Origin of the sequence: Buttiauxella gaviniae, assembly GCF_040786275.1 — a bacterium.
Classification (GTDB): Bacteria; Pseudomonadota; Gammaproteobacteria; order Enterobacterales; family Enterobacteriaceae; genus Buttiauxella; species Buttiauxella gaviniae_A.
Map to the genome: position 1 here is coordinate 4,040,759 of NZ_JBFMVT010000002.1, position 24,850 is coordinate 4,065,608.

General features: G+C 51.1%; 25 protein-coding genes, 2 tRNA genes and 1 pseudogene. 8 read left to right on the top strand and 20 right to left on the bottom strand.

Features of this window, described 5'->3' with window-relative positions:
* Nucleotides 1–28 precede the first annotated feature (28 nt).
* The 3 genes and pseudogenes from AB1E22_RS19215 to hprR all read right to left on the bottom strand — a co-directional run bounded on the left by AB1E22_RS19215 (nucleotide 29) and on the right by hprR (nucleotide 2,899).
* Entirely contained in the window at nucleotides 29–529 is a 501-nt protein-coding gene (locus AB1E22_RS19215) for a YciE/YciF ferroxidase family protein (protein WP_367596820.1), read from the bottom strand.
* Between the two features lie 331 nt (nucleotides 530–860).
* A pseudogene (locus AB1E22_RS19220) lies at nucleotides 861–2,226 on the bottom strand (heavy metal sensor histidine kinase).
* Nucleotides 2,219–2,899, bottom strand: coding sequence for a response regulator transcription factor HprR (gene hprR, locus AB1E22_RS19225; protein ID WP_367596821.1), 681 nt, complete (start codon nucleotides 2,897–2,899; stop codon nucleotides 2,219–2,221). The pseudogene AB1E22_RS19220 and the gene hprR overlap by 8 nt, the downstream one beginning before the upstream one ends.
* A gap of 135 nt (nucleotides 2,900–3,034) precedes the next feature.
* Between hprR and uraH the strand changes: the two genes are divergently transcribed.
* A complete protein-coding gene (gene uraH / locus AB1E22_RS19230; protein WP_367596822.1) occupies nucleotides 3,035–3,445 on the top strand; it encodes a hydroxyisourate hydrolase in 411 nt (136 codons plus the stop codon).
* 137 nt (nucleotides 3,446–3,582) lie between these two features.
* On the opposite strand, the gene AB1E22_RS19235 is transcribed toward uraH, so the two are convergent.
* The 4 genes from AB1E22_RS19235 to mdtK form a co-directional block, all read right to left on the bottom strand.
* Nucleotides 3,583–3,843, bottom strand: coding sequence for a Rho-binding antiterminator (locus AB1E22_RS19235; protein WP_367596823.1), 261 nt, complete (start codon nucleotides 3,841–3,843; stop codon nucleotides 3,583–3,585).
* Nucleotides 3,844–3,986: 143 nt separating this feature from the next.
* Nucleotides 3,987–4,063 (bottom strand) — tRNA-Val (locus tag AB1E22_RS19240).
* 26 nt (nucleotides 4,064–4,089) lie between these two features.
* Nucleotides 4,090–4,166: transfer RNA gene (locus tag AB1E22_RS19245), tRNA-Val, on the bottom strand.
* Nucleotides 4,167–4,319: 153 nt separating this feature from the next.
* Entirely contained in the window at nucleotides 4,320–5,693 is a 1,374-nt protein-coding gene (gene mdtK / locus AB1E22_RS19250) for an MdtK family multidrug efflux MATE transporter (RefSeq protein WP_367596824.1), read from the bottom strand.
* 285 nt (nucleotides 5,694–5,978) lie between these two features.
* Here mdtK and AB1E22_RS19255 point away from each other — a divergent pair, with 285 nt between their 5' ends.
* Nucleotides 5,979–6,620, top strand: a complete 642-nt coding sequence (locus AB1E22_RS19255) for a riboflavin synthase subunit alpha (RefSeq protein ID WP_367596825.1) — start codon at nucleotides 5,979–5,981, stop codon at nucleotides 6,618–6,620.
* Between the two features lie 95 nt (nucleotides 6,621–6,715).
* Here AB1E22_RS19255 and AB1E22_RS19260 read toward each other — a convergent pair whose 3' ends face one another.
* The 5 genes from AB1E22_RS19260 to punC form a co-directional block, all read right to left on the bottom strand.
* A complete protein-coding gene (locus tag AB1E22_RS19260) occupies nucleotides 6,716–7,639 on the bottom strand; it encodes a LacI family DNA-binding transcriptional regulator (protein ID WP_367596826.1) in 924 nt (307 codons plus the stop codon).
* A gap of 100 nt (nucleotides 7,640–7,739) precedes the next feature.
* Nucleotides 7,740–9,122, bottom strand: a complete 1,383-nt coding sequence (locus AB1E22_RS19265) for a glycoside hydrolase family 1 protein (RefSeq protein ID WP_367596827.1) — start codon at nucleotides 9,120–9,122, stop codon at nucleotides 7,740–7,742.
* 48 nt (nucleotides 9,123–9,170) lie between these two features.
* Nucleotides 9,171–10,490: a PTS sugar transporter subunit IIC gene (locus tag AB1E22_RS19270; protein ID WP_367596828.1), complete on the bottom strand. Its 1,320-nt coding sequence runs from the start codon at nucleotides 10,488–10,490 to the stop codon at nucleotides 9,171–9,173.
* Nucleotides 10,491–10,696: 206 nt separating this feature from the next.
* Nucleotides 10,697–11,845: a cyclopropane fatty acyl phospholipid synthase gene (gene cfa, locus AB1E22_RS19275; RefSeq protein ID WP_367596829.1), complete on the bottom strand. Its 1,149-nt coding sequence runs from the start codon at nucleotides 11,843–11,845 to the stop codon at nucleotides 10,697–10,699.
* 290 nt (nucleotides 11,846–12,135) lie between these two features.
* Entirely contained in the window at nucleotides 12,136–13,329 is a 1,194-nt protein-coding gene (gene punC, locus AB1E22_RS19280) for a purine nucleoside transporter PunC (protein WP_367596830.1), read from the bottom strand.
* 115 nt (nucleotides 13,330–13,444) lie between these two features.
* Between punC and punR the strand changes: the two genes are divergently transcribed.
* Nucleotides 13,445–14,362: a DNA-binding transcriptional activator PunR gene (gene punR, locus AB1E22_RS19285; protein WP_367596831.1), complete on the top strand. Its 918-nt coding sequence runs from the start codon at nucleotides 13,445–13,447 to the stop codon at nucleotides 14,360–14,362.
* 18 nt (nucleotides 14,363–14,380) lie between these two features.
* Here punR and purR read toward each other — a convergent pair whose 3' ends face one another.
* Nucleotides 14,381–15,406, bottom strand: coding sequence for an HTH-type transcriptional repressor PurR (purR, locus tag AB1E22_RS19290; protein ID WP_367596832.1), 1,026 nt, complete (start codon nucleotides 15,404–15,406; stop codon nucleotides 14,381–14,383).
* Nucleotides 15,407–15,700: 294 nt separating this feature from the next.
* Here purR and AB1E22_RS19295 point away from each other — a divergent pair, with 294 nt between their 5' ends.
* A complete protein-coding gene (locus AB1E22_RS19295) occupies nucleotides 15,701–15,790 on the top strand; it encodes a YnhF family membrane protein (RefSeq protein WP_034495793.1) in 90 nt (29 codons plus the stop codon).
* Nucleotides 15,791–15,829: 39 nt separating this feature from the next.
* On the opposite strand, the gene sodB is transcribed toward AB1E22_RS19295, so the two are convergent.
* Together sodB and AB1E22_RS19305 are read right to left on the bottom strand one after the other, a co-directional pair.
* Complete coding sequence (gene sodB, locus AB1E22_RS19300; protein WP_367596833.1) at nucleotides 15,830–16,411, bottom strand: superoxide dismutase [Fe]; 582 nt, start codon at nucleotides 16,409–16,411, stop codon at nucleotides 15,830–15,832.
* 145 nt (nucleotides 16,412–16,556) lie between these two features.
* Nucleotides 16,557–17,414 (bottom strand): C40 family peptidase, encoded by an 858-nt coding sequence (locus tag AB1E22_RS19305; RefSeq protein WP_367596834.1) that lies wholly within the window; start codon nucleotides 17,412–17,414, stop codon nucleotides 16,557–16,559.
* Between the two features lie 362 nt (nucleotides 17,415–17,776).
* Here AB1E22_RS19305 and AB1E22_RS19310 point away from each other — a divergent pair, with 362 nt between their 5' ends.
* Nucleotides 17,777–18,121, top strand: a complete 345-nt coding sequence (locus AB1E22_RS19310) for a Grx4 family monothiol glutaredoxin (RefSeq protein WP_367596835.1) — start codon at nucleotides 17,777–17,779, stop codon at nucleotides 18,119–18,121.
* Between the two features lie 54 nt (nucleotides 18,122–18,175).
* Here AB1E22_RS19310 and rnt read toward each other — a convergent pair whose 3' ends face one another.
* From rnt to eptA, 5 genes are all read right to left on the bottom strand, one after another.
* A complete protein-coding gene (gene rnt, locus AB1E22_RS19315) occupies nucleotides 18,176–18,829 on the bottom strand; it encodes a ribonuclease T (RefSeq protein ID WP_367596836.1) in 654 nt (217 codons plus the stop codon).
* A gap of 94 nt (nucleotides 18,830–18,923) precedes the next feature.
* Complete coding sequence (gloA, locus tag AB1E22_RS19320; protein WP_367596837.1) at nucleotides 18,924–19,331, bottom strand: lactoylglutathione lyase; 408 nt, start codon at nucleotides 19,329–19,331, stop codon at nucleotides 18,924–18,926.
* An 84-nt stretch (nucleotides 19,332–19,415) separates the two neighbouring features.
* Entirely contained in the window at nucleotides 19,416–20,513 is a 1,098-nt protein-coding gene (locus AB1E22_RS19325; protein WP_367596838.1) for an alkene reductase, read from the bottom strand.
* A gap of 54 nt (nucleotides 20,514–20,567) precedes the next feature.
* Complete coding sequence (locus AB1E22_RS19330) at nucleotides 20,568–21,167, bottom strand: TetR/AcrR family transcriptional regulator (RefSeq protein ID WP_367596839.1); 600 nt, start codon at nucleotides 21,165–21,167, stop codon at nucleotides 20,568–20,570.
* A gap of 72 nt (nucleotides 21,168–21,239) precedes the next feature.
* Entirely contained in the window at nucleotides 21,240–22,868 is a 1,629-nt protein-coding gene (gene eptA / locus AB1E22_RS19335) for a phosphoethanolamine transferase EptA (protein WP_367596840.1), read from the bottom strand.
* Between the two features lie 184 nt (nucleotides 22,869–23,052).
* Here eptA and AB1E22_RS19340 point away from each other — a divergent pair, with 184 nt between their 5' ends.
* The 3 genes from AB1E22_RS19340 (at nucleotide 23,053) to sodC (ending at nucleotide 24,850) form a co-directional block, all read left to right on the top strand.
* Entirely contained in the window at nucleotides 23,053–23,292 is a 240-nt protein-coding gene (locus AB1E22_RS19340) for a DUF1289 domain-containing protein (RefSeq protein WP_367596841.1), read from the top strand.
* 57 nt (nucleotides 23,293–23,349) lie between these two features.
* Nucleotides 23,350–24,246 (top strand): aldo/keto reductase, encoded by an 897-nt coding sequence (locus AB1E22_RS19345; protein WP_367596842.1) that lies wholly within the window; start codon nucleotides 23,350–23,352, stop codon nucleotides 24,244–24,246.
* Between the two features lie 82 nt (nucleotides 24,247–24,328).
* On the top strand, nucleotides 24,329–24,850 hold the full coding sequence (gene sodC, locus AB1E22_RS19350) for a superoxide dismutase [Cu-Zn] SodC (RefSeq protein ID WP_367596843.1): 522 nt from the start codon (nucleotides 24,329–24,331) through the stop codon (nucleotides 24,848–24,850).

Consider the following 24,850-nt stretch of genomic DNA (forward strand, 5'->3'; position numbering starts at 1 on the left):
TTCAGACAACAGGAAGAAATAGGTAAACTTAACCTTTTTGCTTCGCGTCCTGATTTATTCCCGACTCGGCAAGGGTCGATAATTTACTGTCAGCAGATTTCTCTTCCTCAAGTGTCTGACCCAGCAAAGTTTTGGCTTCCTGATAACCCAGCATTTTGGCTAAGGTGCAAAGGGTGCCATACGCGGCGATTTCGTAGTGCTCCACTTTTTGAGCCGCAGCGATTAACCCTGCATCACGAACAGCGCCTTTATCCACGCCATCAATAATTTCCTGCCCCTCTTCAACTAACCCTTCCATTGCCACGCATTTGATGCGTTTGAGGCGCAGGTCAGGAATACTTTCCACCACCTGATCGATACGTTCGACCTGGATGCGAGTCTCTTCAAGGTGGCTTGCGAAGGCTTCAGATAGCTTAGGATTTTCAGCGGCACGAGAAAGTTTCGGTAATGCACGCAATAATTGCTTTTCGGCACTGTAGGTATCAGATAAAAGATGAACAAAAAGATCTTCGATACTTTTGATTTGCATGGAATAACTCCAGAATGCACTTTTTCTTTCATGGAATAACAGTTTGAAAAAGCCAATGATTTGGGCTTCCTCATATTTACGGGCTGATTTAAAATTAGTCTATTATGGGGTGGTGTCAAATTTATAGTTTGAACAACCATGTTTTTACAAGATATTTTTCTGATTAAACGAGACGTTAATCGATAAAAATTAACGGTGGGGAATAATAAAATCTCTTCTATTTATTCACTTAGTGGTGATTTTAATTTTTGCAGATTTATTATCATTACAGAGTATTATCGGATAATATTTTTCGTAATAATTTTATTCTTGATGACGGTTGCCGTAGCAGCTATAGACGTTTAATAAGCAGACGAAGGCCAAAGATATTGTTTCCGCTCTCGTGCCGGTAATAAGCGCTTCCGCCGTGTAATGTGGCGATTGCGCTTACAAGCGAAAGCCCCAGCCCGCTTCCAGCGGTGTGGCGGACATTATCCCCACGCCAGAACCGCTCGAACAGTTTGTCAGGCTCGGCAAGAGCGTCACCTTTGTTCGACACCTCTATCGTGACGTATTCCCCGCGCTGAAACCGTGCTGACGGCGATTTCTCCCTCTCCTGGCGAATAACGAATGGCATTTGTCAGCAGGTTAGTCATGGCCCGCTGGAAAAGCATTTTATCTGCGGTGAGGTTTCCTTCGGCGTTAAGCACAATAACCCTCTCCCTCTCTTCCGCCATCGGTTCAAGGAAGTCGATCAGAGTTTCCAGGGCGTCATGAATTGAAAAGGTTTCTTCATTGAGCTTGATGTTGTAATGGGTGGCGCGGGCAAGAAAGAGAATGTTTTCAGTCAGTCGCGATAACCCCTCCAGCTCTTCAATGTTCCCTTCCAGCAGGGCCTGATATTCAGCGGCTGAACGTTCATGGCCCAGTGCAACCTGATTCTGGCCTAACAAAACATTGATGGGGGTGCGTATCTCATGGGCCAGATCGTCGGCAAACTGGGTCAGACGAATAAAGTCGGTCGACAAGCGCTGGCGCATGGTGTTCAGGGCTTCTCCAAGAGGAAGTAACTCTGGCGGTAATGGCTGGAGCGGCACTGGATGATTTAGCCTGTCGCTGCCGGTTTCGGCCACGATCTGACTTAACCGACCAATGGCGCGTAGCCCTCTGCGAATAAGTAGCGGACTGAGTGCGGCACACAGCAAAATGGCGGCCAATGAAACCAGAATGCTTTGCTGGCGATAGCGCTCCAGCATGACCGCACGCTCCCGAGCGACGCGGGCCAGGGTGATGGTGACCGGCCCTACCTGTGAGTTTGCCTGAAGGCTTAACGCCGAGGCTTCTGTATCGTCCGCGTTGATCCAGCGGTGCAACTGTTTCTCATTAGGCGGGCTGTTTACCGGCGTAGGAGAGAGAGGGGGTAAAGATGCGCCGGTATGATTAATACTGACGTTTTGCTCATACTGCGAGCGGATGATGAGGATATCCTGGTGGGTATCGACCATACGATTGAAATAGAGCGGCAAAGAGCTCGGATGGGCGCCATCAGCAAGCAGTTGCCTTAACTGCGCGGCCCGGTTGATCAGCGTTTGATCGTCGCGCCACACCAGTTCGCTGCGTAATGCGTTATAAAGAATCAGGCTAATGCCCCCACAGGCCATCGCCACGATCAGCGTGAAAATCACTGTCAGTCGCAGAGTCAGGGAAGGGCTATACACTGCCGGGCTCCTTTTCAGACAGGCAATAGCCCATGCCTCTGACGGTGATAATGAGCTTTTGGGGAAAGGGGTCGTCAACTTTACGACGCAGGCGGCGAATGGCGACATCTACAATGTTCGTTTCGCTGTCGAAGTTAATCCCCCAAATTTCGCTTGCAAGCAGCGTTCGGGGCAGGATTTCACCGTGGCGGCTGGCGAGGAGCCACAGAAGCATGAACTCTTTGCGCGTGAGTGCCACAGGAACACCGCCGCGTGTCACCTGAAGGCGCGTTGAGTCCATCACCAGGTCGGCCACGCGAAGTGAGGTGCTGTGCGGCTGGTGCTGACGGAGCTGATTCCTTACCCTTGCCAGAAGTTCAGCAAATGAGAACGGCTTTACCAGGTAATCATTCGCGCCCAGCTCCAGACCTTTTACCCGGTCGTCCACGGAGTCTCTGGCAGTCAGGCAAATCACGGGAGTATTGCTGGCGGTTCGCAGGGTTTTCAACACCTGCCACCCATCCATACCCGGCAGCATAATATCCAGAATTACCAGGCTGTATGGATGGGACAGCGCCAGATGTAAGCCGTCCCGCCCATCTGCGGTGTAATCCACGATATAACCCGCCTCTTCAAGCCCTTTACGGACCCAGGCGCTGGCTTTCAGATTATCTTCGATCAGTAACAGTTTCATCGGGGCAGTTTGCCATGAATTTTATGGCTGCCCCAGAGTTTCAGCGCCAGATGACAATATGGTCATCTTTCTGACAGGCAACTGATGCAACCGCGCAGGTATAACAGCAGGGTGATTAACACTGGAGAACTAAAGATGAAAAAGTCTATCGCTGCCTTGTCCCTCGCCGCACTGCTTGCCGCACCGGGTATTACCCTCGCCGCAGGTAAAAATCCACTGAGTGTTCATGTACTAAATCAGCAAACGGGGATGCCAGCACCGGGCGTTGCGGTGACGCTTGAGCAGAAGCAGGGAGAAAGCTGGAAGGTGGTTAACACGGCCAGCACCAACCAGGATGGTCGCGTGGATGCGCTATGGCCAGGAAAGCCATTTGAAGCGGGAGACTATCGGGTCATTTTTAAAACCGGGCAATACTTCGCGGAACAAAAACAGCAGAGTTTCTTCCCTGAAATTCCGGTGGAATTTCATATCACCAATACAACGACGACCTATCACGTCCCTCTGTTGCTTAGCCAGTACGGATACTCTACGTACCGGGGGAGCTAATTCAGGGGAAATAAATGGGAAAAACAGGGGCGGAACACGCTCCTGGCTCAATATAAATTTGGTAACGGCCCTGGAGATTTCCGGAGCAACGCTATTTTCACCTATGTCCTGACTCAGGAAAATGAACACGCTTCCCGCTAAAACGTAATACATCCAAAGCTGGCATTTTTATTTAGAGGAGTGATAACGCGTAGTTTGTCGAGGCGGATCTCAAACTGCTGATTTTCATTTTGCAGTAGCAAAAATTCTTCTTTGCTCGAGGCTGTGCGAGTGGTGATTGCGGTGGCGACAAAATGTTGCCCGTCGTTTAATTCGATATTCAGACGGTAGTGGTGCATACAGGCTATCTCAAGATAGTCATGCAGGTCGCAGTTGATTGGCTGGTAGGGTGAGTGCATTGTTTTCCCCCGAACGAATTAACAATAGCGTAACTCATTTAGCCTGGCAGCGCGCGAAATGACAGCGTTTACCGGAGAAAAGTGTTCTTAGAGTAGGGAGTGTAACGAATGATGCTGGAAGTAGAAGAGAGAACTTCATGAAATGGTGCGTCCGAGTGGACTCGAACCACCGACCCCCACCATGTCAAGGTGGTGCTCTAACCAACTGAGCTACGGACGCACTGTTTGCTGCGGTAAAACTTGAAATGGTGCGTCCGAGTGGACTCGAACCACCGACCCCCACCATGTCAAGGTGGTGCTCTAACCAACTGAGCTACGGACGCATCATGTTGTCTGTGACAACGGGGACGAATATTAGCGGCAGCCCCCAAGGCTTGCAAGAGGAAAACAGCAATTTTCTTCCATATTTCACTCGTTTGCTGAGCATCTGCGCAACTCGATGCAAAAATAGCCGCCAAAACGGCGGCTACTGGGGGTTATCGCGCAGCGCGCTGCAAAATCGTGACGGAAGGCTGGCGTTGTAACCAGCGCATCCGCAGCATCATCATAATGGCCGCTGAGGTCAGGCCGATAATAAAGCCGGTCCAGAAACCTGCCGGACCCATCGGGTCAACCACCCAATCGGTGAGCGCAAGGATATAACCGCTTGGTAATCCCAACACCCAGTAGGCAACAAACGTAATAAAGAAAATGGAACGGGTATCTTTATAACCACGCAGTACGCCGCTTCCCACAACCTGAACGGAGTCTGAAAGTTGATAGATGGCCGCCAGCAGCATCAGATGTGCGGCAAGCGCTACCACTTCCGGATTGCTGTTGTAGAGCAGGGCAATGTGCTCACGCATCACGATGGTAAAAATAGCGGTGAACATCGCCAGGCACATCCCCACGCTAATACCCGTCCACGCAGCGGTTTGTGCATCAAGCGTAGACCCCTGGCCCAGGCGGAAACCAACGCGAATGGTCACGGCTGCGGAAAGGGACATCGGCAAGACAAACATCAGCGAGCTGAAGTTCAGCGCAATCTGGTGCCCGGCAACGTCAACAATTCCCAATGGCGCGACTAACAGCGCCACCACCGCGAACAGTGTGACCTCGAAGAACAGCGCCAGGGCAATCGGCATACCTAGCTGCGTTAAGCGATACAACACTTTCCAGTCGGGCTGCACAAAGCCTTTCGGGTTACGGATGTCGCGCATTGAGCGTGTTTTCTTCACATAAGAGATCATGCAGAAAAACATTACCCAGTAGACCGCAGCCGTTGCCACACCACAGCCCACGCCGCCAAGCTCCGGCATGCCAAAATGACCATAAATAAAGATGTAGTTGACCGGGATGTTAACCAACAGGCCAATAAAACCCATTACCATGCCGGGTTTAGTTTTTGCCAGGCCTTCGCATTGGTTACGTGCAACCTGGAAGAAGAGATAACCGGGGACACCCCACAGCAGGGCACGTAAATAGCCCACGGCTTTATCGGCAAGTTGCGGATCGATATTTTTCATCGCATGGATAATATGGCCCGCGTTCCACAGCACCACCATGATCAATACGGAGACGATCCCCGCAAGCCAAAAACCCTGGCGAATCTGGTGAGCAATACGCTCCCGGCGGCCAGAGCCGTTAAGCTGCGCAACGGTAGGCGTCAGCGCCATTAATAAACCGTGGCCGAAGAGAATCGCGGGCAGCCAGATGGACGTGCCGATCGCCACCGCAGCCATATCGGTGGCGCTATAGCCACCGGCCATCACGGTATCGACAAATCCCATTGAGGTTTGCGCAATTTGCGCGAGGGTTACGGGGATAGCCAGCGCAAGCAACTGGCGAGCTTCAATAAGGTACTTCTGCATGCTAACACCTGAATATTTTTAGTTATTAGAAAGACTACAAGACCGCCAGAAATGGCAGCAAAAAAGGAATTGCAGGGGAATTTTCCTGACTATTGTAGCGGGAGAAAACGATTACGCCAGTCAAATAATGGTGGGGTGGTGCGGATAGCTGGTAAGGGAATTTTCCAACTGTTAAAGTGCTGGATTGTATCCATCATCCTTCAAGCTGCAGGCGTGTGGGCTGCAACTCGAATGCTAATGGGTATATAAATTTTCAGCAGCCAAATCTATATCAGGAGCTTTACGATGTTTACAGGTATTGTGCAGGGCACCGCGACCCTGGTCTCCATCGACGAGAAACCTAATTTTCGCACACACGTTGTCGCGCTGCCCGATGCGATGTTACCTGGCCTTGAGACGGGCGCATCGGTTGCGCATAACGGCTGTTGCCTGACGGTCACAGAAATCAACGGTAATCACGTCAGCTTTGATTTAATGAAAGAGACGCTGCGCATCACCAACCTTGGTGAACTGGTGGTTGGTGACAGCGTTAACGTTGAACGTGCGGCCAAATTTAATGATGAAATCGGTGGGCATTTAATGTCCGGTCACATAATGACGACCGCTGAAGTGGCGAAAATTCTGACCTCAGAAAATAACCGCCAGATTTGGTTTAAATTGCACGATAAAACGTTGATGAAATATATCCTTCATAAAGGCTATATCGGCATCGACGGTATTAGTTTGACCGTTGGTGAAGTGACCGCTTCACGTTTTTGCGTGCATTTGATTCCTGAAACGCTTGAGCGCACCACGCTTGGCAGCAAGAAATTGGGTCATCGAATTAATATTGAAATTGACCCGCAAACCCAGGCGATTGTCGATACCGTTGAGCGCGTGCTGGCGCAACGTGAAGCCACGCTTGCAACGCTGTTGCCGAAGGGATAAAAACCGTGTAACGGTGGATGGCGCCGCCGCTATTCCACCCTACAAAAACCCGTTCGTGGGGGGGAGTAGCGCGAGCGCCACCCGACACATATGTATCAGGCAATCAGCAAACTTCCGCGCACCAAATCACTGGCGTGGCGCTCGCCCAGCAATAACTCAACTGCCCGACGAGCCATGCTCTCAAGCGGATATTTGATTGCCGGTATCGCATTTGAACCCGGCATTCTGCTTGAGCCATCCAGGCTAAAGACCATCACCTGTTCAGGCACTTTCAACTGATATTGATTAAGCATCATCACCGCCTCCTGCGCCTGAGTGTCGTCTGTGACGAGCAGGGCAGAAAATTTCACGCCGCGATTGATCAGCCGTTGCAGCGCAATGCGTACCGATGACTCATCTTCAATCACCAGTTGGCGGTTAAAGGGCACAACATGGTTATGAAGGGCCTGATGATAACCCTCGAGCGTCAGAGCGGCTGCTTCGCCGCTGGCAAAGTTAATTAACGCGATTTGCCGCCGCTGTTGGTTACATAAATAGTGCACCGCCGTTTCTGCGGCAAAAATATGATCGCACTGAATGCTGAAATTGTGCGAACCGCTCAGGCAATCAATCAACATAATCTCATCGGCAAGCGGGGGGAGCGGAAAACGTGCACCCACCACCACCAGCGCGTCACACAACCCGTTGGAGAGCTCTTGTGCCGCCTGCGCTACGCTGCCTGCGTCACTGGCGAAACGGAGCAACAGATGTTTCTGATGCTGGTTGAGCTGTTTCTCGAGCGCTTGTAGGTAGCCGGTTGCCTGCTGGATATGCTCGGTGGCGCAGATAACGCCGATGCAGTGCGTCGACTGGTTGCTCAAGGATTGGGCAATGGCATTCGGCTTGTAGTTAAGGATTTCGGCTGCACGTAATACCGCCTGGCGGCTCTCTTCTTTGACGCCGCGACTGCCACTTAATACGCGCGAAACCGTTGCTTTGGAAACCTGCGCAAGGCGCGCTACATCATTAATATTCGACATGGTGTGTTGGCTTAGTAGGGTGGATAAGCAACGCGCCATCCACCAGTTTTACGTGTTTTGGCGGGAGCGCATCGCTTACCCGCCTTACGATTCAGTGTGGTTAATTAAAGCCATTTTCCGCGGCGGTCGCTTTGTACCATTCGCCGCTTTTCTTGATGGTGCGCTTTTGAGTCTCAAGATTTAATGAGACAAAACCGTAACGGTTTTTATAGGCGTTACACCATGACCAGTTATCAATGAAAGTCCACATGTGATACCCGAGGCAGTTGCTGCCTTCGCTGATACCTTTATGCAGCCACTTCAGGTGGTCGCGCACGAAATCGATACGGTAGTCATCCTGAATCTGGCCGTTTTCATCGAAGCGGTGCTCGTTTTCAACGCCCATGCCATTCTCGGAAATATAGCAATTTGGGTTGCCGTAGTTCTCGCGCAGGTTAGTCAGAATGTCGTAGATCCCTTGCTCATAAATTTCCCAGCCGCGATACGGGTTCATTTTGCGGCCCGGCATTTCGTAGGCTTCGAAGAACCATTCCGGCATGAACGGGCTGTCAGGATTGACCAGCGAATCGCGGCATTTGATGCGGCGAGGCTGGTAATAGTTAATGCCTAATAAATCTACCACGCCAGCCGCCAGCAGCGCTTTATCTTCTGGCTGACATGCTGGCAATTGGCCGTGCTCATTGAGCAATGCCACCAACTCTTGTGGATATTCGCCACGCAGCGCGGGGTCAAGGAAGCTGCGGTTAAACATGAGATCGGCAATGTTTGCCGCTTTCACATCCGCAGGGTTCTGGGAACGTGGGTAAGACGGGGTGAGGTTGAGGATAATCCCGATTTCGCCGCCGTCGTTGCGTTCATGGTAGGCTTTTACCGCCATTGAGTGTGCGATCATGGTGTGGTAGGCCACGGTCGCCGCGCGTTTGAAATCCACAACGTTCGGGTAATGGAAATCATACAGATAGCCGCCTTCGACAGGCACAACCGGCTCGTTGAAGGTGAACCAATGTTTCACGCGGTCGCCAAACAGGTCAAAACAGACGGTGGCAAATTCGGCATAAGCCGTGACAACGTCACGATTTTCCCAGCCGCCTTGCTGCTGCATGACCATAGGCATATCAAAGTGGAACAGGTTGATAAACGGCTTGATGCCTTGCGCCAGCAACTCGTCAATGACCTGGTTGTAGAAGGTGACAGCTTCCTGGTTCACTGCGCCACGGCCTTCAGGGATCAGGCGCGCCCAGGAAATTGATGTGCGGAAGGTGTTATGGTTCAGCTCTTTTAAGAGCGCGATGTCCTGCTTCCAGTTTTTATAGAATGTGGAGGTGTCAGCCGGGCCTACGCCGTTGTGGAAGCGGGTTGGTTGTTCCTTAAACCATTGATCCCAAATCGTGGCCGATTTGCCAAAAGAGAGGGTTTCGCCTTCGGTCTGGGGTGCTGAACTGGCGCTTCCCCACCAAAAATTCTCCGGAAATTCATATTTCATTTTTGTTCCTCGTTTGACGAGCCTGCCAGACTAGCAGGCTATAAATGTTTAGTTCGCTGTAACCGGGTTGCTGCTTTCCTGCTGATTGCGCTCTTCGTCCTGTTTAAGCAGGGTGCGCTCATACGCTTTCAGGAAGGGGTAATACATCACAGCCGACATGACCATACAAATCAGGCACATGATAACGGGACTTACCGCCCAGTTTGCGGCCCACGATGCGCCAATTGGGGCCGGTGTCGTCCACGGTGTGAGCGAAACAACTTGTGCAACCCAGCCTAATTTGGTGGCGATATAAGCCAGCGTGGCGTTAATCATCGGCACCAGGGTGAACGGCAAGAAGAACAGCGGGTTCATGATGATTGGCGTGCCGAACAGAATCGGTTCGTTAATGTTAAAGAAACTTGGCACCACGCCCATTTTACCGATGGTACGTAGATGAATGGCGCGGCTACGCAGCAGCAGGAAGGCGAGGGGTAACGTGGAACCCACGCCGCCAATCAGCAAGTAGTGATCCCAGAAACCTTGCAGGTAGATATGCGGCAACACGTTTCCGGCGGCGAGCGCCGTCTGGTTCGCGGAAAGGTTCGCCATCCAGAACGGGTTCATAATGCCGGTGACGATAAGCGCCCCGTGAATCCCGGCAAACCACAGAATCTGGCAGATAAACACAGAAATCAGAATGGCAGGCAGGGAATCAGACGCGGAAACCAGCGGTGCCAGCAAGTGCATGATGGCTTCGGGAATAATCATCCCCGTCGTGGACTCAATAAAGAGATTCAGCGGGTGCAGCGTTGCGACAATCACTACCACCGGGATCAGAATTTCAAACGAACGAGCCACGCCGGTTGGCACTTCTTTTGGTAGACGAATGGTGATGTTGTGGCGCTTCAGGAACGCATACATTTCGCTGGCATAAATCGCGGTAATCAGCGCGGTAAAGATGCCCTGTCCTGAGAAGTATTGGGTGGAGATTTGCCCGTCTTTATAAGGGGCGGCAACCAGTAAAAAGGCCATAAACGCCAGTAAACCGGTCATGATCGGGTCGAGTTTGTAGTGTTTGCCGAGACTTGCGCCAATGCCGACCGAAATAAAGAAGGTCATCACACCCATGCTGAGGTTAAACGGCAGCATCAGTTGTTCGCGATAGCTCAGGGAAAAGTTCAGCCATGCGCGCGCAAAGCCCCAACTGCTGTCGGGCGAGAACGGTGGGAAAATAAACACTAACAAGAAAGAGCCGATAATCATAAACGGAAGTGCTGCGATAAAACCGTCGCGGATGGCGATGACATGGCGTTGAGAACCCATCGCGCCAGCCATAGGGGTAACTTTTTGCTCAATCACATTGACCATTTTTTGGTACATGCTCATGGCGGTATCCTTGTGAGTGTTTTAGTGAAGTTGGCTGATTGTGAAACAGATGGGAAACCGGTTTCCAATGAAGAAAAACGTAAGTGTTAACCGGATCAAACTCGTGACACAAGGAATGATAATTTCGTGGAGGGATTCACAGTTTGTTATGAAATTGCTGCGGATTTTTACATGAAAGAACTACCCCGGCAGTGCCGGGGTGTTAATCAATGCGGGACGCGTAAACCGTTTTCGATACCGCGGGTAAAGACGATTTGCCAGAGCTGAATATCGCGCGCGCGAAACGCTCCGGCGCAGGCGTTGAGGTAATAACTAAACATTCTTTTAAAGCGGTCCGAGTAGTTATCGGCAATTTCCGGCCAGCAAGTCTGGAAACGCTCGTGCCAGGCCATCAATGTTTTGTCGTAATCCGCCCCAAAGTTATGCCAGTCCTCCATCACAAAATGGCCTTCGCTGGCATGGGCAATCTGGCTGACCGACGGCAGACAACCGTTAGGGAAAATGTATTTGTCGATCCAGGGATCGACGCCGTTATCGGTTTTGTTGGATCCGATGGTGTGAAGCAGAAAGATTCCGTCAGGTTTCAAATTACGGTCTGCCACATCAAAATAGGTGGCGTAATTTTTCGGCCCGACATGCTCGAACATGCCGACGGAAACAATGCGGTCAAACTGCATATCCAGTTCACGGTAATCTTGCAGCAAAATAGTGACGTTGAGACCGATGCATCGCGCCTGTGCCATTTTTTGCTGTTCAGCAGAAATGGTTACGCCATGCACTGCTACGCCATAATTTCGCGCCGCAAATTCAGCAAGCCCACCCCAGCCGCAGCCAATATCCAGCAGCGTCATGCCGGGTTCCAGATGCAATTTCTCGCAGATCATTTTCAATTTTGCATTCTGTGCATCACTGAGCGTTGTGGCCTCTTTCCAGTAACCGCAAGAATATTGCATATGGTCATCAAGCATGCGGCTAAAGAGATCGTTCCCGAGATCGTAATGCTCTTTGCCCACTATCCAGGCGCGTTTTTTAGATTGCAGATTAATAAAGCGTGCGGCGGCAATGCGGAGTGTGTCTTTTAAATGATGAGGGAGCTGGCGTTCAAGTCCGGCACGAATGGCTTTATTAAAAAATATATCCAGCCGTTCGCAGTCCCACCAGCCGTCCATATAACTTTCACCCAGACCGAGCGTACCCTGTTGTAGGACGCGTTTAAAAAAATCGGGATGTTTAACCTGTATATCGAAAGGGCGCGGGCCGTTCACTTCCACCCCAGCCTGTGTGAGCATCTCGTTCACAATTCGATACCATGGGTTATTTCTTATACTGACTTCTTCTATGCACGATGAACTCATAGCTTCTCCATCACCTTTATGTGAGGAACCTTCAAACAGCGTAGACGCTATTTTGGGCATGTGAGAAATGTCACGAAAAATTCCGTGAGCCTGATATCCGACGTAGAACAGAGAAAGGGGTGACTACCCACTCAATAAATTGCTTAAAACAAATAAAAAACGGGAGCGCAAGGGCTCCCGTTATGACTTCATTATTATGGTGTTAACCTCGAGCCGTTTATGAGTATAGGCCCGCTTTATCGGCGATTCAATAACAAATCGTTAGCATGCTAACCTATGTTTTGTTTCAATTAATGCGCATCCGATTCAGCGTGTTGCCAGACTTTCGCACTGCTGCGACGTTGCAGCAAATATCCCAGCAGAGCCAACACAATGGTGACCAGCATAACGCTGGTGGTGGTCAGCAACGGCGTTACGATAAGCCAGGAAACCATCAAACTTGCGAAGAAGCATAATCCCAACTGAAGGGTATTTTGCAGCGCAGCGGCTTTCCCCGTAGCTTGTGGGAAAGGCAGCAGGGCGGAGGCTACAACAATCGGGTAGATCGCGCCGTTTGCCATCGCCATTACGCAGAATGGGATCAGCAGTAACGTCAGGTTAGCATGGCCACTCACAGCTACAGCCCAGGTCGCGAAGGTGCTCAGGGTATACACGCCCAGTAACCACGGCAGCATTTGTTTGCCTTGCCATTTTTGCAGCGCGCTGCGGCAACCATAGCCGCCAATCAAGAAAGCGATGGTTTGCGGAACATAGCTCAGACCAATTGCCGCAGGGCTGTAGCCCATATCATTCAAAATGAACGGTGAACCGGTCAGCCACGCAAAGAAACTTGCGGAGCAGGCCGCGTAAATCAATACGTTTCCGCTGTAGACGTGCGAGCGCAGTAACGACATAAAGCTGACTTTGTTCTCTTCCGTTTGCGGATGATGCTGGGTGCGAGGCTTCAGACGCAGAGTCGGGATCATCAACACCAGCGTGATAGCAAACAGCGTGGCGAAAATCGCCTGCCAGTCAAAGTGGGTCAAAATCCAACTGCCGAGCAGCGGTGCCAGAGCGGGAGAAAGCCCGACCAGCGGCATAATGGTGGCAAAAATTCGGTTTGCACGATTCGCCGGATAGTAGTCCGTCACCAGCGCCTGCCAGCTTACCGCCGCAGAACACACGCCTACCGCCTGCACGAAACGTAATACCAGCAAAGCAGTTGCGTTTTCTACCCACAGCATGCCAATACACCCCACGGCGAACAAACTCAGGCCTGCCAGCAATACAGGCTTACGCCCGAAATGGTCTGACAGCGGCCCCCACATCAGTTGGGCAAAGGCAAAACCTGCCAGGAACAGGCTCAGACTGGCACTCACGGCGGAGGCGTCGGTCTGTAAATCTTGTTGGATAGCAGCAAAAGCAGGCAGATACATGTCTGTTGCGAGGAACCCCAACACACTTAATCCGGCCAGCCAGATAAGAAATCCTTTTGATGGTTGCATAATTTTCTCTTGAATTATCTTGCAGGTTAATTGCTGCGAGAGTGTACGGAGTGCAAATGTGCTTGTGAAACGCTAATATTTGTAGGTTGCATTCAAAAATTTTGTGAGCAGAAAAATGTGGTCTGAATATTCGCTGGAAGTGATAGATGCGGTGGCGCGCAACGGCAGCTTCAGTGGCGCTGCGCAGGAGTTACACCGCGTTCCGTCTGCCATTAGCTACACGGTACGGCAACTGGAGGAATGGCTGGCGGTTCCGCTGTTTGAACGTCGCCATCGGGATGTGGAATTAACGCCTGCGGGTCTGTTTTTTTTGAAAGAGGGCCGGTCTGTTATCAAAAAAATGATGACGACACGGCAGCAGTGCCAACAGATCGCTAATGGATGGCGCGGGCACCTCGCTATTGCGGTCGATAACATCGTTAAACCCGAGCGAACCCGGCAGTTGGTGCTGGATTTTTATCGCCATTTTCCGGACATCGAGCTGCGAATTTTCCAGGAAGTGTTTAACGGTGTGTGGGATGCGTTAGCTGACGGACGTGTTGAAGTGGCGATTGGCGCAACCCAGGCTATCCCCGTTGGGGGGCGTTATGCTTTCCGGGATATGGGATCCCTAAGCTGGCGTTGCGTGGTGGCATCGAATCATGCGCTTGCGAAGCTTGGCGGTACCCTAAGCGATGACGATCTCCGGGCCTGGCCTTCGCTGGTGCTGGAGGATACCTCCCGTTCACTACCAAAACGAATTACCTGGCTGCTGGATAACCAGCGTCGTGTAGTGGTGCCTGACTGGCAATCTGGTTCAGATTGTCTTAGCGCGGGGCTGTGTATCGGTATGGTGCCTTTGCATATCGCACGGCCGTGGCTGGCATCAGGGCAGTGGTGCGAGTTAACGCTTGATAATCCCTTCCCGGACGCCGCATGCTGCCTGACCTGGCGGCAAAATGATGCATCACCAGCCCTGGCCTGGCTACTGGATTATTTGGGGGACAGTGAGACGATGAATGCGGAGTGGTTGCAGGAGCCTGAGCCCGAGTAAACCCGGGCTCAACAAAACTTAACGGCGGTAATCGCGGAATGGGCCATCAGCTACTGAGCGGCGCTCAATCAGGCGCGGATGGACTTCAATGCTCTGGGATTCTTCGCGTTTGTTAACGATTCTATCCAGCAGCATGTTAAATGCCGTTTCACCCAGGGAATCTTTTGGCTGGTGAATCGTCGTCAGGGCGGGTGAGAAGAAGCGAGCATTACGCACGTTGTCATAGCCGATAATGGAAATATCCTGCGGGACGCGCAGCCCCATTTCATCGGCGGCACAAATTGCACCCATCGCCATAATATCCCCGCCGCAGAACACCGCGGTAGGGCGATGAGACTGACCGAGGATCTGCTGCATCGCGCGATAACCGGATTCCGGCTCAAAATCGCCCTGAACAATCCAGTTTTCCGGGATAGCGATACCAGCCTCTTGCAGCGCTTTCATAAAGCCAGCATGGCGACCGCCGCCGGTGTTGCGTTCCATCTGCCCGGGAATAGCGCCAATTTCACGATGACCGCGTTCGATCAAATAACGCCCGGCCAGATAACCGCCATGGAATGCGTTATCGACGACGGAGTCGGTAAAATCAGCGCGCGCTTCACCCCAGTCCATCACAACCATTGGGATATGACGGTACTCTTCGAGCATGGTCAGAAGTGATTCCGGGTACTCAGAGCACATCACCAGCAGGCCATCAACGCGCTTTTGCGCCATCATTGATAAGTAGGCACGCTGTTTTTCGAAGTTATTGTGTGCGTTACCCAGAATGAGGGTATAGCCTTTTTCAAAGCAGCTATTTTCAACGGCTTCGATGATTTCGGCGAAATAGGGCGCTTCGCTGGACGTGGCTAACAGGCCAATCGTTTTAGTGTGATTAACTTTCAGGCTACGCGCGACGGCGCTTGGCGAATAGTGCAGCTCTTTGATTGCAGCCCAAACCGCATTGCGCGTCTCTTCCGCTACAAAACGGGTTTTGTTAATCACATGTGATACGGTTGTAGTGGAAACGTTTGCGCGTTTCGCCACATCCTTGATTGTCGCCATTAAATTTCACTCCGGGCCATATCGTAAGCCCCTGATAACGAATGTGTTAAACGTTTGCGTACGCTATCTCCTGAGGCAACATCGTGGTTGCGGGTATGCCGGGATTGCGACATAAAACGGGAGGAGGGCGTTGAATTGACGGTACGCAATAAATTAGCGTGGGATTTTGGCCTATCCTGGCGAAAAGTGGAAGAGGGAAAATGGATATCCGGTTAAAACCAGGAGGATTTTTCTCTCCGATTGTGGGAAAATCCACCGACACACTGATTGTAAGGTAATAAAAGGAGTTTACTCATGAGCACCGACCTGAAATTTTCAATCACCACCACGGTTATCGTTCTGGCTTTGATTGTTTGTGGCGCGTTAACCGCCGTACTGCACTGATTAAAATGGGCCGCTTATCGCGGCCCATTTACTTATGGATTAAGCTGCAAGATTCTTCGCAACAAATTCCCAATTCACCAACGCCCAGAAATGCTCCAGGTATCCTGCGCGAGCATTGCGGTAGTCGATGTAATACGCATGTTCCCATACGTCTACAGTCAGCAGCGGTTTGGCCGCAGTGGTCAGCGGTGTGCCTGCGTTAGATGTAGAAACAATGGCTAACGAACCCTCTGCGTTTTTAACAAGCCAGGTCCAGCCTGCGCCAAAGTTCTTGATAGCGGCATCGGTAAACTGTTGCTTAAACTCAGCGAAGCTACCAAAAGATTGGTTGATAGCATCCAAAACAGCGCCCGTTGGTTCGCCGCCAGCATCAGGTGCCAGGCAGTTCCAGTAGAAGGTATGGTTCCACACCTGCGCTGCGTTGTTAAATACGCCGCCTTCAGAAGTGCGAACGATCTCTTCGAGTGTTTTGCCTTCAAACGCTGTGCCCTTAACCAGATTGTTCAGGTTAGTGACGTAGGTTTGATGGTGTTTGCCGTAGTGGTATTCCAGCGTTTCGGCAGAGATATGCGGGGCTAAAGCATCTTTTGCATATGGTAGTGCAGGTAGTTCGAACGACATTGCTGACTCCTTTCGAATTATTTTGGGATTTTATGAACACTAAACAACCACGCTTAGTGTGGATTTAGGGTAACAAATTGAAAGGATAAGCAAAAGAAGATCTCACCTGCCCAAAGTAGGGCAGGTGAGATTTGATGAAGGGAGATTAGCGAATGGTTTTTGGCGTCATGACGCGTTTGGCACCCACATAGTGGCGCTGCCAGTAATCTTCGCTCAATGAAGTGATTTGAATATCCCGGCCAGAACGCGGTGACTGAATAAATTTCCCGTTACCGACATAAACACCCACGTGATCCGCTGTGCCACGCCCCTGGGTGCGGAAGAACACCAGGTCGCCCGTTTCGAGTTCGCCACGGTCAACAGAAGAAGCATCACGCAGGTGATACATTTCATTGGCGGTACGTGGAATACGGAATTTCACTAAATCTTTATAAGCGTAATAGACCAGACCGCTGCAATCGAAACCGGTGCGCGGAGAGGTGCCGCCCCAGCGATACGGTTTGCCAATCTGGCCCATCAGTTTGTTCATGGCTGTTTTCTGTGCTTTTTGCACGCGGACTTTATGCGCCTGCGCAATCGTCGTCGGTTGTTCAGCTTTTACTTTCACACAACGCACTTTGTGGCCTTTACGCGGCTTGCTGCATTTTTCGGTGAAAGTAACAGGCTGGACTTTAGCAATCTGGGAGGTTTTTTTACGGTCGTTTTTTGCGAGGTTTTTGGTTTTATTGGTGCTGGAATTCTTAGCCGTTTTTGTTTTTACCGCAGCGGATTCTTTTTTCTTGCTGGATGTTTTTGCTGTGGTGCTGGCTTTCTTGGTTGAGGTGGTGGTTTTTTCTTTACTCTTACTGCTCTTTTCTGTGCTCTTCGCCGTGCTTTTTTTCACAACGTGCGCTTTCTGCGCAACCACGGGACGTGCGTGTTCAGACGCCTGCGTCAATGGTGTATAAGGCAAGGTAAATAGCAGAGCACAGAGCGTGATAGAAATTTTTGTTATCCGCGCCACTCGACAATCCCCTGGTTAAAATAAATGCACGATGAAAGCCATCATGCCCGTGTATGATTTTGCGAAACCCGCCGATTCTAATCTATTAGAAGCCATAAAGTTAATAACCTTTTGCTTATCGTTGTATTGTTTCGTTACCGGACGCAAATAAATTGACCAAACTAATCGTTTCACGGCTATTTATTGATCAGGGATAGGGTTATTTCCTGATTTGCAGCTACGCGAAAAGTGTTATTCTAGATACATGTTGTCCCTCCGTTGCGAACGTCAGAGAAACCCTGAAAAAAATGGTGTTTTCTGAAGAGGGTATCCATCGCTACAATGGCAGGCTACTGCCGAGACCAGGTTTGAGGAAGCAAGCAATGAGCACTATTGAAAAAATCCAACAACAAATCACTGAGAACCCAATCCTTCTGTATATGAAAGGTTCTCCGAAACTGCCAAGCTGTGGCTTCTCAGCCCAGGCTGTGCAGGCGCTGTCTGCCTGTGGCGAGCGTTTCGCATACGTTGATATTTTACAGAATCCAGACATCCGTGCTGAGCTGCCAAAATACGCTAACTGGCCGACTTTCCCGCAGCTATGGGTGGATGGTGAACTGGTTGGCGGCTGCGACATTATCATTGAGATGTATCAGCGCGGCGAATTGCAGACACTGATTAAAGAGACTGCGGCTAAGCACAAATCTGAAGAGCCAGGCGAAGAGTAATTTGTAGCTAAGCAACAAATGAAAAAGCGACTTTGATAGTCGCTTTTTTTATGCCTACGCTTCGGGTTCTACCGGGAGAGGCAGAGGCCAGCCGCCTAAACGTTTCCAGCGGTTGACGATTTCGCAAAACAGCAGGGCGGTTTGCTCGGTGTCATACAGCGCGGAGTGTGCCTGGCTGCTGTCAAACTTCATGCCTGCGGCAATACACGCCTTCGCCAGCACGGTTTGGCCTAACGCAAGCCCGCTCAGGGCTGCGGTATCAAATGTCACAAAAGGATGGAACGGGTTACGTTTTAACGAAGCACGTTCTGCCGCCGCCATCATAAAGCTGTGATCGAATGTGGCGTTGTGCGCCACCATAATCGCACGGTTACAACCGCTGTCTTTAATGCCTTTACGCACCATTTTGAAAATTGCATGTAGCGCATCATATTCGCTGACGGCACCACGCAACGGGTTATGCGGGTCGATACCATTAAAAGCCAGCGCTTCCGGCTCAAGTATAGCGCCTTCAAAAGGGTCGACGTGGAAATGCAGCGTTTCATCCGGCGATAACCAGCCGTCTTGATCCATCTTTAATGTGATGGCTGCGACTTCCAGTAAAGCATCGGTTTTAGCGTTAAACCCGGCGGTTTCAACGTCAATGACTACCGGATAAAAACCACGAAAACGGTCGCACAGGCTATGCAGTTGCGTGTTGTCAGACATCAGGATCTCTTAATACGGGGAAAAAGCAGCGCGCATTATGGCAAATTTTACGGAGGGAAGCTAACGGGTGCAGCGTGCACCCGTAAACTGGATATTAGTTACCCAAACCTTTACCGGCATCTTTACTTTCGATCAGTTCGATTTTGTAACCGTCTGGATCTTCAACGAAAGCAATTACCGTGGAGCCGCCTTTAACCGGGCCCGCTTCGCGAGTGACGTTGCCACCGTTCTGGCGAATGCGCTCGCAGGCTTCAGCCGCATCGTCTACGCCCAGGGCGATGTGGCCGTATGCGTTACCCAGATCGTAGCTATCGGTACCCCAGTTGTAGGTCAGTTCGATAACCGCTTCTTCGGTTTCCGGGCCGTAGCCAACAAACGCCAGAGAGTATTTATATTCCGGATTTTCACTGGTACGCAGCAGGGTCATGCCCAGTACGTTGGTGTAAAAGTTGATGGAGCGTTGCAGGTCGCCAACACGCAGCATGGTGTGAAGTAAGCGCATAAATTCCTCTTAGAATTAAAGGGTTAATTTCTAAATGTGAGGTAAGTATAGCGGCGAATCAACGCCGCTATCAATGAGAGAGGTCTACAAAGTCGGGTAATCGGTGTAGCCTTCAGCGCCGCCGCCGTAGAAACTTTCTGGACGTTGGGCATTAAGTTCAGCCTTGTGATGCAGACGTTCAACCAGATCCGGGTTGGCAATGTAATCGCGACCAAAGGCGACCGCATCGATTAAACCTTTCTCGATAAGCGCTTCGGCTTTCTCTGGGGTGTATGCCCCCGCGCCGATAATTACCCCGTTAAAGCGCTCACGCACTTTCTGACGGAATGCCTCGGTGTAGGATTCGCCGCCAGCCCAGTCAGGCTCGGACATGTGCAGGTACGCAATGCCGCGTTTGTTTAACTCTTCAATCAGATACAGCGCATCGGCTTCTTCATCCGGGCCGTTATCAACATTCTGGAATGAACCGATCGGCGAAACACGGATCCCAATGCGATCGGCGCTCCATTCTTTGCACGCGGCATCCACCACTTCGAGCACCAGACGTGCGCGGTTTTCGCGGCTGCCGCCGTACTCATCAGTACGATGGTTAGACGTTGGAGACAAGAACTGGTGCAGCAGATAGCCGTGTGCGGAGTGCAGTTCGACCATATCAAAACCTGCATCGCGTGCATTGCCAACGGCCTGGCGGAAGTCATTTACGATGCCAGGAATTTCATTTAGCTCAAGAGCACGTGGCATTGAGGTATCGACGCGGATCGCATGGCCATTTTCATCACGCAATGAGGTACGTGTGCCCGCAGAAAGAGCGGAAGGCGCTACAGGAGCCTGCTGGCCCGGCTGAATGCTGGAGTGTGAAATACGACCAGTGTGCCACAATTGCACGGCAATGCGCCCGTCTGCGGCATGAACGCCCGCTGTGATTTTCTTCCAGGCGGCAATTTGCTCATCGCTGTGCAGACCCGGTGCGCCTTCGTAGCCTTTTGCCTGAGCAGAAATCTGCGTAGCTTCGCTGATAATAAGCCCGGAGCTTGCGCGTTGACGGTAATATTCGCCCATCAATGGGGTCGGAATATCACCCGGAACGATGCTGCGCAGTCGGGTTAATGGCGCCATAAAAATACGGTTTGGTGTTGTGATGGCACCGACTTTCAGTGGAGTAAATAATTTATCTGCTGACATATAAAACGCCTCGAATAGACCGGTCGTCTAGTTTTAAATTAAATAAAAAGCCTGTCAGGAGACAGGCTCCGCTAATAGTTGAGTCACGTGGGCGAGGGCGCATTCCAGCGGCATCGCACTCCGGGAAATCTTCGCCTGTAGACTGGCTCCGAGCCACAGGGCATAAATAACGTGTGCCTGACTTAACGCGGCGTCGGTTAACTTCAGGCTTTTCTCAGCGAGGCCTTTTTCAAGAGCATCGGCCAACTGAGAAACAATTTGCACCGAGCCTTTGTTGAGCGCCGCACGCATATCTTCTGAAAGGTCACAGACTTCGGCTGAAAGTTTAACCGTCAAACAACTGATCAAACTTCCGTGCTGCGAAAACCAGGTGACGCTTTCCTGATACCACGCCAGTAATCTTTCACGATATGTCCCGTGCCCCTGCGAAAAATGGTGCTGTAATCGCAGGTTGTAGGCAGTGTAATAGCGCTCAAGCATTGCCACGCCAAACGCCTCTTTAGAGCGGAAGTAGTGGTAGAAAGAGCCTTTGGGCACTTCGGCTGTGCTTAACAGTTCGCTTAATCCCATGCCGGTAAATCCGCGTTGCAGGCAGAGCTGCTCGCCGGTGGCAAGGAGATGTTCACGAGTGTCATGGTCAGGATGTCTGTTCATGGGGAAATACTCTAATAGACCAGTCGGTCTAAGGCAAGTGTCAGGCGGCAGAATTTTCCTGCCGCCTGAGGTTCAGGCTTTACGACAACCGGCGAGAATATCCATATCAGGCTGATATTGTGAGGTTTTAATATCCATCATGCCTAAAAGGGTCGAGAAAATATTGTCCTGAGAAACGTGTTCACCGGCGGCCTTTTGGGCCAGGCAGCCCGTATTTACCGCAAAATTTTGCTGATAATCCTTCGACAGCCAGAACAGGAACGGAATATGTGTTTGCTGGGAGGGAGCCAACATATACGGCGTGCCGTGCAGGTAAATCCCGTTTTCACCCAACGATTCACCGTGATCGGCGAGGTAGACCAGCGCGGTGTTAAACTGCTCGCTATGCGCTTTCAGTTCATCAATGGTTCGGCTGACAATATCATCGGTATACAAAATCGTGTTGTCATAGGTATTAATGAGCGACTGACGATCGCAGTCCTGAATCTGGTTGCTGTCACAGGTTGGAGTGAACTGGCGGAATTTATCCGGATAACGGCGATAGTAAGCCGGGCCGTGGCTGCCCATCAGGTGCAGGACAATCACGGAGTCTTGTTGCAAGCCGTCCAGTACATTCCCAAAGCGGTGCAGCAACGCATCGTCCCAACAGGATTTATCTTTGCACAGGGAGTCCAGATTCCACTGCGTCATGTCGGTATGCGGAATACGGTCACATGCCCCTTTACAGCCGCCGTCGTTTTCACGCCACAGCAGGTTAACGCCCGCGTGCGCCATCACATCCAGTAAACCCTCCTGGTGACGCGCCAGATCCGCATCGTAATTTTTGCGTGGCATATTGGAGAACATGCAGGGCACAGAGATCGCTGTTTCCGTGCCGCAAGAAGAAGCGTTAGGGAAGTAGATCACGTCGCGTTTTTTCAGTTCCGGGTTGGTTTCGCGCACGTAACCATTCAATGAATAGTTTTCAGCGCGCGACGCTTCGCCCACCACAAACACCACGACCGTTTTCTTTTTCTGCTGGCTAATCAGTGGGCCTTTTTTCGCATCTTCGCCAATTTTAATCAGCGACCGATCGCCTGCAAACCAGCGATCTTTGCTATAGCGGCTAATGGCGCTGATGTAGTTGGCGGGCGTTACCATTTTCACCACGCCTTTATTATTGCGAAACAGCAAGGCGTAATCTTTATAAAATACCGAAGCCACCAGAATAATGATCAGCAAGCCCGCCAGAACGCCCACCAGGCGAGTGAGAAGGGTGTGCCACCAGCGTATCGGTTTGATCTTAATTGCCGCCAGAATAACCGCGGGTACAACACCTGCAAACCCCAGCCAGAGCAGTAATTGCGGAGTAATAAGCGCCACGGCTTCCTGGGAGTCGGTTTCGAAGACGTTGGTCATCATATCTTTGTCGATGACCGCGCCGTAGGTGTACATAAAGTAGTTACTGGCTGCACAGCCAATGACCAGGATAACCAGCAGCGGTTTACGCAACCAGGGCAAATTAATCAGGCTGAATGTTGTTAGCCAGGCACTGAACAGTACAACCGGGACGGAAATCGCAAAAATCCAGCTGTGGAACGAGTCAGGAGCAATAATCTCCCAGGCGTGCTTAATAAACAGGGAATTGATTAGGGTGAAGAAGAATGCACAGCAAAGATTAAACTTTGAATCGTTACACTGTAACTTTTTAAGGGCTTCCATAACAACCGTAAATGCTTATAGAGAATGTATACAGACTAATGAATGAAGATTAGGTGAACCTTAATTTAAAAAATCCGCGCAGCGTTTTGTAATCGGGACAAGCGCTACGAATATTCACCGCACCGCTTGCAACATTTTGACTGTCGGTCTTCAATTGAAGCAATGATGCAAAAGAGGTATGAAGGTGTCTGAACAGTTAGAGTTTTTCCCGATACAAAGCCCGTGTCGCGGGATCTGCCAGTCAGATGAGCGTGGTTTTTGCCGCGGTTGTATGCGTAGCCGTGACGAGCGTTTCCAATGGCAGCAAATGAGCGACGGGCAAAAGCAAGAAGTGCTGCGGTTATGCCGCCAGCGATTGATGCGCAAATTGCGTGCAGGCAAATCACCATCCCCCGAAGAACCGCAACAACCCTCACTTTTTTAATTCCTTGATACCGTTATACTCAGTCGCAGAATTCGTTTATTACTGAGGACACGTTTTATGGTACAGCGCATTACGATCTCCCCGCAGGGGCCAGAGTTTTCACGCCTGGTGATGGGGTATTGGCGTTTGATGGAGTGGAACATGTCTGCTCGTCAACTGGCGAGCTTTATTGAAGAGCATGTCGAACTGGGGATTACCACCGCCGATCACGCCGATATTTATGGGGGGTATCAGTGCGAAGCGGCATTTGGTGAAGCGATGCGCTTAGCGCCCCATTTGCGCCAGAAAATGGAAATTGTTACGAAGTGCGGGATTGCCACCACGGCCAATCCAAACCATGCGTTAGGCCACTACATTACGGATAAATCCCACATCATCAACAGCGCAGAAACCTCGCTTCAGAACCTGGCGACGGATTATCTCGATTTGCTGCTTATTCACCGCCCCGATCCTTTGATGGATGCTGACGAAGTGGCTGAAGCCTTTACCAGCCTGCATCAAAGCGGAAAAGTGCGCCACTTTGGCGTGTCGAACTTTACCCCTGCGCAGTTTGCGTTGCTGCAATCTCGCCTGCCATTCACCCTTGCAACGAACCAGGTTGAAATCTCTCCGGTTCATCAGCCGACTATCCTTGATGGTACGCTGGATCAGTGCCAGCAGTTGCGTGTTCATCCAATGGCGTGGTCATGTCTGGGCGGCGGGAGCCTGTTTAACGACGAAGCATACCAACCGCTTAGAGACGAATTACGCGCTGTTGCGGCTGAAATGGGTGCGGAAACCATTGAACAGGTGGTTTACGCCTGGGTGATGCGCCTCCCGTCTAAGCCACTGCCAATTATTGGTTCCGGTAAAATCGAACGCGTGCGCTCTGCGATTCACGCTCTGAGCCTTGATATGAGCCGCCAGCAGTGGTTCCGTATCCGTAAGGCTGCGCTGGGTTACGACGTACCGTAAGCGACAAAAAACGTTATCTCCCGGATGAATCCACCTGTCTGGCCTATGCTTAACAGGGTAAAAATGAATCCGGGAGATAAATATGAAGCGAATAAGTCTGGCTTTTCTTACCCTATTTAGCTGCGCGGCGGTTCAGGCGGCCAGCACTGAAGTTCAAATGAATCTCGTCACGCTGAAGGGGATAGATCATTCTCTTGGGACGGTGAAAATCACCGAAACCGATAAAGGGCTGGTGTTTGCGCCCGATCTTCGAACGCTTCCTCCCGGCGACCATGGCTTCCATGTTCATGCCAAAGGCAGTTGTGATCCTGCGTTGAAAGAGGGGAAACCTTCGGCGGCTGAAGCCGCGGGCGGGCATCTTGACCCTGACAACACGGGCAAACATATGGGGCCGATGGGCGTCGGGCATTTAGGTGATTTGCCCGTGCTGGTGGTCGATAACGACGGCAGCGCCACACAGCCAGTCACCGCGCCGCGCCTGAAAACGCTTGATGAAGTAAAAGGCAAGGCGCTAATGGTGCACGTTGATGGCGATAATATGTCCGATCAACCTAAACCATTGGGCGGTGGCGGTGCACGCTATGCTTGCGGAGTGATTCAATAA